We start from the raw sequence: 11,178 nt of genomic DNA on the forward strand, positions 1-11,178 counted from the left end.
CTTGCAGCGTGGAGGATCGGCCTGCTTAATTCTTGCTCAAGACGAAACATGCGGATGAAACCAAATCTTATGGAAATCAAGCCAGCCCGAGGCATTAATGGTAACTCCGCGAACCGATTTATGAAACGAAGTATTGCTTTTCTTTTGGACAAGGTACAGGACGGAATAGGTCTGCCATATCAGATTTTCCACGTCCGCCAGTTTGCGCTGGCGTTCGTTCTCGTCGGATTCGCGAAAAACAGATACGGCCGCTTTTTTTACTGCCTCCGTCGTTGGCTCGTCAAACGCAGACATGAAGTAATTTTTTTGCAGATACATCTCCAATTCGCCTACCTCGTCATCGCTAAAGATGTTCCCAAACAATACACAGTCATGCTGCGGCAAAGAAGGGTGTACCGCAAATTCGGACGGATCAGTAATTTCGATTTCCATATGGACTCCAAAAGATTCGCAGCGCTCCCGAATCCAAACGGCGTCTTCCTCGTGATATTCGGTCGTAAGCAAGCGGAACGCTTCCCCCTGATAGCCGCTTGCCTTCAATAGAGCCAAAATTTCCGAGCGACTTGCACTGGAACTTTCTTCCACCATCTTACCGGAGACCGGACGGTATGGGCGGAATCCTTGCGCGGGAAACACCCGGTCGCCCCCCAACTCGGCAATCATCTGTTCTCTATCGATGATATGATGAAGAGCTTGCCGGAATTTCGGATGGTTTTGCGGGCCGCTCTTCCGCTGGTTAAATACAAGCAAACTGCAGCAGCAGAACAACGTTTCCATAGCAAGCCACTCGCTGTTCCCTTTTAACAAGGCATCCCGCTGCGCTTTGGAGGCATCCCCGTGCGAAATCATAACCGAGGTCCAGTCAGGCTCCTTTAAGCTTCCAGTTTCCATTTCAGGGAAGATGAGAACCTCGACGCGATCCAGGTGTGGTCTGCCTTGAAAATGTGCGGGAAATGCCTCCAAAATACAGATGCCCTCATTGAGACGAACCATTCGAAAAGGGCCTGTTCCTGCCGGTTTTTTCCCAAATTCCGCTTCGCCTGCCCGGACGATCTCTTCGGGAACAATACTAGCGGGAATGGTAGAAAGAAACCGCAGAAACAAATAATTCGGTTCTTTCAAACGGATGCGTACCGTTTTATGGTCCATGGCCTCGATCTTCTCGATGTCTTGAAACATCCAGCTCGATTCGAATCGTTCAGGGTTCAAGCGAAGCCGGTCCAGTGTAAAAACGACATCGTGAGCAGTCAGCTCCCGCCCATGATGGAACATGACGTTTTTTTTCAAATGGAACGTCCATTCTCTGGCATCGACGCTGCTTTCCCAGGAGTGCGCGATACAAGGTGTGACGGTTCGCCTTTCCTGATCATATTCAACCAACGTATTGAACAACTGGCCTACCATGTGAGCATCAAAATCATAATAAATCAGTCCGGGGTCAAGCGTTAAAATCGAACGGTACACAGGAAAACGCAGCGTATCCTGCAGCTTATTCGAAACGGCTTGGGTGGAAAAACCCATTCCTTCCGACAGCCAATCCATAAACTGCTCTTTGACCGCGGCCGCCCCGAAACGGTTCATCAGTTCCATCGCTTCCTTTACATTCCCCTGCTCCATCCTAAGCTTAACTTCCCGAAGGAGAATTTCGCCCGAATCCGTGAGTAAGGTCAGCACGGAAGTATGACCGCGGCCCCGCCCGGCTTTCCACTCAATCCAGCCCAGCTCGCAAAGCTTGCGGACAATCAGTTTAGCGTATCGGGGCGTACAGTACCATATCCCGGTAAGCTTGTCGACCGTAACCGGGAAGGGCTTACCGACTTCGTGGTTGTTAAAATATTGGCGCAGCTCTAAAAAATGCGGGACCGTCAACATAGGGAACCTCATTTCTCACTAAAAAAGGTGAAGTGATTTAATCAAATCATACTCTTTTTATCCCTTTTTTGATAGCTATACTGAAATTTAGGAAAACGAAACAGCAGAGGGTGAAGAAGAGGATGAACATGATCTTAAAAAAACGGTTACACCTGCCCCGATTTCATCCGGTAGCATGGGGAGTCATTATCGGAACCTTCCTGTCGCGCACAGGATTTTTTATGACACTTCCATTTCTGGGTATTTATTTAGGGAAATTCAAGGGAATCGATCCGGCAACCGTTGGGGCCATTTTAGCCGTAAGCTTGTTGGCCGGAACCTTAAGCAGCTTTGTCGGAGGAGCATTGTCGGACCGTATGGGCAGATATCCGGTTATGATTTCTTCGATGGCCGCCTGGAGTCTTGTATTGGTAGGCTTCGCCTTTGCCGCCGAAACTTGGGCGTTCTTCTTATTGAGTGCGATCAACGGTCTGTGCCGCAGTGTTTTCGAACCGACTGCCAGAGCCCTGCTCGCCGACGTCACTCCTTCCGAACAACGTGCCGACGCCTTTAATGCGAGATATTTTGCCATCAATCTGGGAGGAGCAATAGGGCCATTAGCAGGCTTGAAGCTTGGCGCAGGCAGTTCTTCATCACTATTGCCGTTTTTCGCTAGTGCTGTGATTTTCTTTATTTATGCCATGGTCTTGGTGTTTTTGATGGTAACGTTCAAGCAAAAGCTTCATGAGAAATCAGCATCGGTCACGATGAACCAAATGGCACGAATTATTTTTACCGATAAAATATTCCTCTATTTTCTTCTGGGTAATGTATTTGTCGCAGGTGCCTATTCCCACTTGGATACCACCTTATCGCAATTTATTGGTCATGACCGGATCGAAGCGTATTCGTTTCTTTTCGTGATCAATACGCTCTCCGTATTGGTATTGCAATATCCGCTTGCCAAGCTGATGAAGCGCTTCTCTTCGTTAACGGCGCTGAAAGTCGGATGCCTGTTATTCGGATTGGGTCTGTTCGGGTTTGGGGTTTTTGACAATATCTTGATGCTGGCCTTGTCGATGGTCGTTTTTACGACGGGCGAAATTTTATGTTTTGTCATTGGAGATGTGCTTATCGGTGAAATTGCACCGGAGCATTTGAGAGGGGCCTATTATGGCGCCAGCGGATTGGCATTTATCGGGCAGAGTGTTAGCGCTTGGATTGGCGGCATTTTATTGAGCGTATTAGGCTTCGGGCAAGGTCCTATCCTATTCGCGATCCTCATGCTTCTGGCATTTGTCGCCTTTCCATTCTTCCATCGAGGACAGCATCTTTGGGAACAACGGCGGCTTCGCGAATGATAAAATCATCTCGCGAAGCCTTTAAGGTTTGTACAATGGGTTACGATTTCATAAGATCGGCGACGATTTCGTAAGAACGCAGGCGCGCCTGATGATCAAACACGTGGCCGACGACCATGATTTCGTCCGCTTGGGTAGCGTCCAGGAAGGCTTGCAGCTTTTCTTTCACCGTTTCCCGACTGCCGAAAATGGAGGAACCAAGCTGCTGCTGCAAGGCTTGCTTTTCGTGCTCGCTCCATAGGCCGTCCATGCTGTCCACAGGCGGCTGCAGCGGCGCTTCATGGCCCCGGATCAGGTTGAGGAATTGCTGCTGCAATGTCGTGCCCAGACGTTCCGCTTCTTCATCCGTATCCGCGGCAATGACGTTGACGCCAACCATCGCATACGGCTTCTCCAGCACTTTCGAAGGCTGGAACGAACGACGATATAATTCCATCGCCGGCACGGTGTTGGCGGGCGAAAAGTGACTGGCGTAAGCAAACGGCAGACCGAGCTGACCGGCCAATTGAGCGCTGAAGCCGCTGGAGCCGAGCAGCCAGATCGGAATCGTTAGGCCCTCTCCCGGGATCGCCCTCACATGCCTCGGGCCTGAGGCCAACGAAGGGTCGAAATAAGCCCGCAGCTCGTCCAATTGGTCGGGGAAATCCTCGCCTCCGCTCCGAATGTCGCGGCGCAGCGCGTATGCGGTTCGCTGATCCGTGCCGGGCGCGCGCCCGAGACCCAGATCAATGCGTCCCGGGAACAGGGATTCAAGCGTCCCGAAATGCTCTGCGATCACCAGAGGCGAATGGTTGGGAAGCATGATCCCGCCCGAGCCCACCCGGATCGTTGATGTTCCGGCCGCCACATGAGCGATCACAACGGAAGTAGCGGAGCTGGCGATAAAAGGCATATTATGGTGCTCCGCCAGCCAGTAGCGGTTGTAGCCCCACTTCTCCACATGCCGGGCAAGGTCCAGCGTGTTGCGAAAAGATTCGGCAGGAGTTCCCCCGGCGACGATAGGAGACAGATCGAGCACGGAGAATGGGATATCGCTCAACCGCTTGTTCGTTTGGTTTGCAGACATATTGCTTCCTCAATTCTTTTTGTTATTTTGCCTTGCATCCGACTTCTCACGTCATGCATTTATATATCTGGATTTCTATCTTTTTAGATGTAAAAGCAAAAGCAGCATACATGGAAAATCTCCAGCGTATAGAAATTAGCCATGCTTGCGGGGTTATTATTTCATTATATATAGAAATACAGATATGTCAATGCAACGGCTGATCCATAAAGAAGAGCTGTCCCCTCAGTAGAAATCTACTTCAAGGACAGCTCATCCGATTTGTTATATAAAAATATTCCGTTTGCTCTTACTCGTGAAAATCAAGCCCCGAACGAACTTCCTTCACGTATCCGGTGCGAATCACGAAGTCGCCGAAATGCTCGCCTTCCTCGCGTTCCTTCGCATAGCGGTTCAAGATGGGCCGAAGCTCCGCAAGAATTTGCGCTTCGTCAATATTTTCGCGGTACATTTTATTGAGCCGGTTGCCGGAGAAGCCGCCGCCCAAGTACATGTTGTATCTCCCCGGGGCCTTGCCGATAAAGGAAAGCTCCGCAAGCGCAGGACGGGCGCAGCCGTTCGGACAGCCGGTCATCCGAATGACAATCTCCTCTTCGCGCAATCCCGCCTCATCCAAGATCGATTCGATCTTGTCCAGCAGCGTAGGCAAATAGCGCTCCGATTCGGCCATCGCCAACCCACAGGTCGGCAAGGCAACACAGGCCATCGAGTTTCTGCGCAGCGCAGAATATTGAATGCCGTCGGTCAGCCCGTATGCCTTGATGATTTCCTCGATTTTTTTCTTCTTCTGGGTCGACACATTACCTATGATCAGGTTCTGATTCGGCGTCAGACGGAAATCCCCGTTGTGCACTTTGGCAATTTCCCGTAGGCCCGACATCAACGGGTAATTGTCCTCGTCCTTCACCCGGCCGTTCTGAATAAAGAGGGTGAAATGCCATTTGCCGTTGCTTCCCTTCACCCAGCCGTAACGATCTCCATTGTGGTCGAAATGATAAGGGCGCGCTTCCTCCAGCTTCCATCCCAAGCGCTCATGAAGCTCATCGATAAACCATTCCAAGCCACGGTCGTCGATCGTGTACTTGAACCGGGCATGCTTTCGCACCGAACGGTCTCCGTAATCCCTTTGGATCGTGACCGTTTTTTCGGCCACGTCGACGACTTGCTCCGGCGTGACAAACCCGATCACCCGCGCCAGTTGCGGATACGTCTGCGGATCGCCGTGCGTCATCCCCATGCCTCCGCCGACAGCCACATTGAAGCCCAGCAGCCGTCCTTGCTCATGAATCGCGATCAAGCCCAGATCCTGCGAAAAGACGTCGACATCGTTGGAAGGCGGCACGGCAATGCCGATCTTGAACTTGCGCGGCAAGTAAACCGGTCCGTATATCGGTTCTTGCTCTTCGCCGTCGCGGCTGTCGATGACCTTCTCTTCATCCAGCCAAATTTCGTGATAGGCTCTGGTTCGCGGATCAAGATGATGGCTGATCTTCTTGGCCCATTCGTACACCTGCTCGTGGATTTCGGAAACGTACGGGTTCGGATTGCTCATCACGTTACGATTGACGTCCCCGCAGGCCGCAAGCGTGCTTAACAGCGCTTCGTTAACTTCCTTGATGACCTGCTTCATGTTCCACTTGATCACGCCGTGAAGCTGGAACGACTGACGGGTCGTGAGACGAATCGTTCCGTTCGCATATTGCTGCGCGATCCGATCCATCATCAGCCATTGCTCCGGCGTAACGACGCCTCCGGCAGCCCTCACGCGCACCATGAACTGGTAGGCCGGCTCCAGCTTCTGTTTATTCCGCTCGTTGCGAAGATCCCGGTCGTCCTGCATATAGCTTCCGTGGAATTTCATCAGGCGGTTATCGTCCTCGGGAATGGAGCCCGTGATTCTGTCCGTGAGCGTGTCCGCAAGAGATCCCCGCAGGTAGTCGCTTCGCTTCTTGATCTCCTCTACATCGCTGTGAGGCGCACTGTTCGGTGAAAGTAAATTATTTTCGCTCATGTCCCTATCCCCTCTCGTTATCTTTGAGCCTGAACTCAGTAGACATCTCGCTGATAACGTTTGTCCTGTTGCAATCGTGCCAAATACTCCGCAGCGGCTTCCGAGCTAAGTCCGCCCTCCCGCTCGATGATTGTTAAGAGAGCGGCATGAACGTCATGCGCCATATGCTTTTCGTCTCCGCACACGTAGATAGCGGCGCCTTCTTCCAGCCATTGATACAATGCCTTGCCATGTTCAAGAAGGCGGTGCTGCACATAGACCTTCTCGTCCGTATCGCGGGAGAACGCGACATCCATACGGGTCAGCACGCCATCCTTCAGCCAGCGCTGCCACTCGACCTGATAGAGGAAATCCGTGGAGAAATGGCGGTCGCCAAAAAACAGCCACGTCTTGCCCTGTGCCCCGCTCTCTTCCCGTTCGCCCAAGAAGGCCCGGAACGGAGCAGCGCCAGTGCCGGGTCCGATCATGATGACCGGCGTATCCGGATTTTGCGGAAGCTTGAAGTTCGGGTTGTGCTGGATAAATACCGGCAGCGAATCGCCGAGCTCCAGATGGTCGGCAATATAGGCCGAGCATACGCCGTACCGCTCTCGTCCGTGCGCTTCGTATTGTACCTTTCGAACCGTGAGATGCACCTCGTCCGGGTACGCCTTCGGACTGCTGGAAATGGAATACAGGCGCGGCGGCAGCTTGCGAAGAATCGATACAAACTCCTTGCCCGATACTCCCTTCAGCTGGTAATCCTGCACCAGATCCAACAAATCCCGGTTTTTGATATACGCTCGAAGCTCCTGCTCTCGTCCCGGCGCAAGCAGCTCCTGCAGACCGCTGTCCGGGAACAGAGCTGCCGCTTGCTCCAACAGGGGCTTGGTCAGAACCGTAATTTCATAATGGCCGGTCAAAGCTTCAAGCAGCGGGCGTTCGTTGCCGTTTTTGTCGACCGGAACGAGCTCCTCCCGGTTCCAATCCAACGCCTGGATCAGTTCGTCGACAAGTCCGGGATGATTCTTCGGATATACGCCCAAGCTGTCGCCCGGCTCGTACTGGAGATTGGACCCTTCCAGCGAAATTTCCAGGTGACGCGTTTCCCGGTCCGATCCGCGGCCGTTCAGATTCAAATTTTCAAGCACTGCGGCTTGAAACGGATTCGACCTCGAATATTCCGTCTGCTGCGTCTCGCTCCGGACTGCTACATTGCTGCCACTTGCGGAGGATGGGGCCGCCGAAGCCTCGTTCAGAGAAGCCAGGACACGCTCCATCCACTCCGCTGCGGAATCCTCGAAATCGACATCGCAGTCAACGCGTGCGGTAAGCCTTTTGCCCCCGAGCTCTTCCAGGCGCTTGTCGAAGTCCTTGCCCGTCTGGCAGAAAAATTCATACGAGGTGTCCCCCAAAGCCAATACGGAAAAACGCAAGCCTTCCAATTGCGGCGCTCGCTTGCTGTGCAGAAACTCATAGAAAGACAGCGCATTATCCGGCGGCTCGCCTTCCCCGTGCGTGCTTACCAGAATGAGCAGGTTTTCAACCTTTTTTAACGTATTCGGTTTGAAGTCGCTCATGGAGGAAAGCGTTGGCTGGAGGCCTTGCTCCTTCAGCTTCTCGCTCAGCTTCTTGGCCAGCTTCTGGCTGTTCCCGGTCTGGGACCCGAACAGCACCGTGACCTCCTTCGAGAGAACCGGTTGGTTCACGGCCGGGGCAGCCGCCGAAGCTTCGGTTTTGTGCAGAGCCGTCAAATAACCGCTCAGCCAAATCTTCTGCACTTCCGTCAGCGTAGGCAGCAAGCGGTTGAGAAGCTCCACCTGCTCTTGATTAAAAGGGCTGTTCATCACCTGTAATATCAACAATATGCACCTCGCATAGGATGAAAATAATTCCTAGTATTCTTATATAATTAATTTTATCTTATCTCCAACCTATCACAGCCGGGTAAACGGATCAATTAAAAGGATTTTATAGCTTTTATTAGTTTTGCTGATAAATCGCCGATCCTTACCAGATCACAAATAAATATTGCCCGATAAACCAATATCCGATATATTGGTTTTATGAAAAAAGATCAGATTCAACCCATTCAACGGCTGTCGTTTAGAGATGAAGTCTATCAAACGTTAAAAAAGTGGATTATCACCTTGGAACTGCATCCCGGTGAACGGTTGAACGACAAAGAATTGGCGGGGAAATTCGGCATCAGCCGCACGCCGGTCAGGGAAGCGTTTAAAAGGCTCGAAGATGAAGGTCTGGTCGCATCCCTCCCGGGATCGTCCACTTACGTCGCGCCATTAAATGTAACGGAGGCGAAACACGCGTTTACGGTAGTCGCAGTCTTGCATGCTTTGGCTACAAGACTCGCATGTCCTGTTTTGAAGGAAACGGATCTTCAGGCGCTAGAGGCAAGCAATAACGCCTTACAGCTTGCAATTGAACAAGGCGACGTAATTCAGGCCATCGAGGCGGATACGCATTTTCACAAGGTGTTCCTGGACGCGGCGGGGAACCCTGAGATTGTGCTGGCATTAGAACGCAGCATTCCCAAAATTCAACGACTGGAGATTTCCCAATTCAATACCCTGAAAGGGTTAAATTCCGTGGAGCAGCACAATCACATTATGGCCGCCTGCCGCAATGGGGAGTGTGAACAGGCTGCCCGTCTTGTCGAAGAAAACTGGCTAAGTCTCGGCGAGCTGCTAACCCAATCGACGGAACCGAGGTGAGCCCCGTTGAAGCCCATTATGATCGGTATAGGTTCGGCCTTCTTTTTTGCTTTTACCTTTGTTCTCAATGCCTCGATGGAGCTGGCCGGCGGGAGTTGGATTTGGAGCGCCGCGCTGCGCTATCTCTTCATGGTTCCGCTGCTCTTGGGAGTCGTATTGTCTCGGAAAAACCTGCGTCCGCTCTTCGCGGAAATGAGAAAACAACCCGGAACGTGGCTATTGTGGGGCACAATAGGATTCGGGTTATTCTATGCTCCCTTATGCTTCGCAGCCGCGTATTCGCCAGGCTGGCTGATTGCCGGCACATGGCAAGTTACGATTATCTCGGGCACTTTGCTTGCGCCGTTATTTTGGGAAACGATCTCAACTGACAAGGGACCCATGCAAGCCCGGGGGAAAATTCCCGTTAAAGGTCTAATCATGTCGCTCCTCATCCTGCTAGGGATAATTCTCATGCAGATCGAGCATGCCAAAAGCCTTTCCTTGGAAAGCCTATTGCTCGGCGTCATCCCTGTGCTGATCGCGTCGTTTGCCTATCCTTTGGGCAACCGGAAAATGATGGAGCTCTGCGAAGGACGGTTGGATACGTTTCAGAGGGTATTGGGCATGACGATGGCAAGTCTGCCTTTCTGGCTGGTCCTTTCCTTATATGGCTTGTCTACCGTAGGCTTGCCGAGCAGGGAGCAGAGCTTTCAAGCGTTGCTAGTCGCCCTTTTTTCCGGCGTCGTGGCCACCGTCCTCTTCTTCAAAGCAACGGATATGGTGCGGGGAAATATGCGGAAGTTGGCTTCGGTTGAAGCTACGCAGTCGATGGAAGTCCTGTTCGCCTTAGCCGGGGAGCTGCTGTTTTTGTCGATTCCCCTGCCTTCGCTTTTATCCTGGTGCGGGATGATTGTCGTTGTTCTCGGCATGATTTTGCATAGTTACGTGGCGAATAAACAAGAGGAATCCGTACAAAAAGCAGCTTGAATCTTAACCAGCCGCTCTCGGCGGTCCCGCACTCCAGACGGGAAAATAGCCGCGAGCGGCTGTGTTCATTCTCTAACTTCCCCCGCCATTATCCCGTTTAGGAGTGCCTTCCGGTTCCAAAAATGTACGATTAAACTTCTGTAACAGCTGTCCGAACGCGCTGCATTCTTCCTCAGACCAATGCTTCAGCAGCTCCGTAAACCGCGCCAAGCGCGCCTCCTTGTATTCGAGCAGCTCCCGGGCCCCAAGTTCGGTAATTTGCAGGGAATAAGCTCTTCCGTCGGACGGGTCAGGGATTCGGTAAACGTAGCCTTTAGCCTCAAGAGCCGCCGCCTGCCGGCTGACGGTAGAGATGTCCAGATGGAATTCATCCGCCAATGTTTTGACCCCGGCGGAGCCATGGGACGAGATTTGGTGCAGCAGCAGATAAGCGGAGCGGTCCAAATTTCCGAATCGTTTTTTATTCGTAATGGATGTCATCCGGCGAAACAAGATCGCCATCTCAAGTTCGATCGTTTCCAGCGAAGGTTCCTTCATGCTTTGTTCACCTCAGGTACAGCCTTATTTTCTATGATTATGGTAACATACGCACGGTCTCATTTGAAATTAAAGGCATCACTGCCGGCAAAATATATTGCGTGCCATCGTATATAGTTGTATAATACAATCAATCAATTAGTTTCATCATACAACTATATGCGATGTTTGGCTAAATCGGTCTGGAGGTGTCTTTAGATGAAAGCTCATGAAATCATGATTAGTCAGGTACACAAAGTAAAGGAAATCGATACGGTGCGCACCGTCATCGAAAAATTTATCCACCATCGGATCAGCGGGCTCCCCGTAGTGAACGAGCAGAATAAAATCGTCGCTTATATCAGCGACGGGGATATCATGCGTTACATCGGGAAACATAAAGATTGGATCGTCGATTCGCTCTATTTCGTAGCGGTGATCCAAGGCGACGAAGACGATTTCGAGGAAAGAACGAGGAAGCTGCTCGACTTGAATGTGATGGAAATTGCGGTGAAAAAAGTGATTACAGCCGCATGGGACGAAGAAGTCGAAGATATTGCCGCCGTTCTGGAAAAAAAACAAATCAAAAAATTGCCTGTGGAGCGAAACGGGATGTTAGTCGGCGTGATTAGCCGCGGGGATATCATCAGGCATTCTTTTAAATCGCTTTTATAAATCTCACGGTAAAGGAGA

Annotated in this window: 9 protein-coding genes; 4 read left to right on the plus strand and 5 right to left on the minus strand. The window is 51.5% G+C overall.

Translation table 11 applies throughout. From position 1 onward, the window contains the following. Positions 1-36 precede the first annotated feature (36 nt). Positions 37-1,872, minus strand: a complete 1,836-nt coding sequence (locus KQX66_RS21205) for an SgrR family transcriptional regulator (protein ID WP_216794801.1) — start codon at positions 1,870-1,872, stop codon at positions 37-39. A gap of 122 nt (positions 1,873-1,994) precedes the next feature. Between KQX66_RS21205 and KQX66_RS21210 the strand changes: the two genes are divergently transcribed. After that, positions 1,995-3,212: an MDR family MFS transporter gene (locus KQX66_RS21210; protein WP_216794802.1), complete on the plus strand. Its 1,218-nt coding sequence runs from the start codon at positions 1,995-1,997 to the stop codon at positions 3,210-3,212. 40 nt (positions 3,213-3,252) lie between these two features. On the opposite strand, the gene KQX66_RS21215 is transcribed toward KQX66_RS21210, so the two are convergent. From KQX66_RS21215 to KQX66_RS21225, 3 genes are all read right to left on the minus strand, one after another. After that, on the minus strand, positions 3,253-4,278 hold the full coding sequence (locus KQX66_RS21215) for an LLM class flavin-dependent oxidoreductase (protein WP_216794803.1): 1,026 nt from the start codon (positions 4,276-4,278) through the stop codon (positions 3,253-3,255). A 289-nt stretch (positions 4,279-4,567) separates the two neighbouring features. Next, positions 4,568-6,289: an assimilatory sulfite reductase (NADPH) hemoprotein subunit gene (gene cysI, locus KQX66_RS21220; RefSeq protein WP_216794804.1), complete on the minus strand. Its 1,722-nt coding sequence runs from the start codon at positions 6,287-6,289 to the stop codon at positions 4,568-4,570. A 35-nt stretch (positions 6,290-6,324) separates the two neighbouring features. Further along, on the minus strand, positions 6,325-8,130 hold the full coding sequence (locus KQX66_RS21225) for an assimilatory sulfite reductase (NADPH) flavoprotein subunit (RefSeq protein WP_216794904.1): 1,806 nt from the start codon (positions 8,128-8,130) through the stop codon (positions 6,325-6,327). Between the two features lie 204 nt (positions 8,131-8,334). On the opposite strand from KQX66_RS21225, the gene KQX66_RS21230 reads away from it, so the two are divergent. Together KQX66_RS21230 and KQX66_RS21235 are read left to right on the plus strand one after the other, a co-directional pair. Then, positions 8,335-9,000: a GntR family transcriptional regulator gene (locus KQX66_RS21230; protein ID WP_216794805.1), complete on the plus strand. Its 666-nt coding sequence runs from the start codon at positions 8,335-8,337 to the stop codon at positions 8,998-9,000. 6 nt (positions 9,001-9,006) lie between these two features. After that, positions 9,007-9,969 (plus strand): DMT family transporter, encoded by a 963-nt coding sequence (locus KQX66_RS21235; protein WP_216794806.1) that lies wholly within the window; start codon positions 9,007-9,009, stop codon positions 9,967-9,969. Positions 9,970-10,041: 72 nt separating this feature from the next. On the opposite strand, the gene KQX66_RS21240 is transcribed toward KQX66_RS21235, so the two are convergent. Then, positions 10,042-10,506 (minus strand): MarR family winged helix-turn-helix transcriptional regulator, encoded by a 465-nt coding sequence (locus KQX66_RS21240; RefSeq protein ID WP_216794807.1) that lies wholly within the window; start codon positions 10,504-10,506, stop codon positions 10,042-10,044. Between the two features lie 198 nt (positions 10,507-10,704). On the opposite strand from KQX66_RS21240, the gene KQX66_RS21245 reads away from it, so the two are divergent. Continuing rightward, complete coding sequence (locus tag KQX66_RS21245; RefSeq protein WP_216794808.1) at positions 10,705-11,160, plus strand: CBS domain-containing protein; 456 nt, start codon at positions 10,705-10,707, stop codon at positions 11,158-11,160. Positions 11,161-11,178: the final 18 nt, after the last annotated feature.

Origin of the sequence: Paenibacillus oleatilyticus (assembly GCF_018998565.1) — a bacterium.
GTDB classification, from domain to species: domain Bacteria; phylum Bacillota; class Bacilli; order Paenibacillales; family NBRC-103111; genus Paenibacillus_G; species Paenibacillus_G oleatilyticus.

Excerpts from the sequence above, each read along its gene's own strand:
- KQX66_RS21230 (WP_216794805.1), top strand. The coding sequence starts at position 8,335 with ATGAAAAAAGATCAGATTCAACCCATTCAACGGCTGTCGTTTAGAGAT.
- KQX66_RS21240 (WP_216794807.1), bottom strand. The coding sequence starts at position 10,506 with ATGAAGGAACCTTCGCTGGAAACGATCGAACTTGAGATGGCGATCTTG.
- KQX66_RS21210 (WP_216794802.1), top strand. The coding sequence starts at position 1,995 with ATGAACATGATCTTAAAAAAACGGTTACACCTGCCCCGATTTCATCCG.
- KQX66_RS21215 (WP_216794803.1), bottom strand. The coding sequence starts at position 4,278 with ATGTCTGCAAACCAAACGAACAAGCGGTTGAGCGATATCCCATTCTCC.
- cysI (WP_216794804.1), bottom strand. The coding sequence starts at position 6,289 with ATGAGCGAAAATAATTTACTTTCACCGAACAGTGCGCCTCACAGCGAT.
- KQX66_RS21205 (WP_216794801.1), bottom strand. The coding sequence starts at position 1,872 with ATGTTGACGGTCCCGCATTTTTTAGAGCTGCGCCAATATTTTAACAAC.
- KQX66_RS21245 (WP_216794808.1), top strand. The coding sequence starts at position 10,705 with ATGAAAGCTCATGAAATCATGATTAGTCAGGTACACAAAGTAAAGGAA.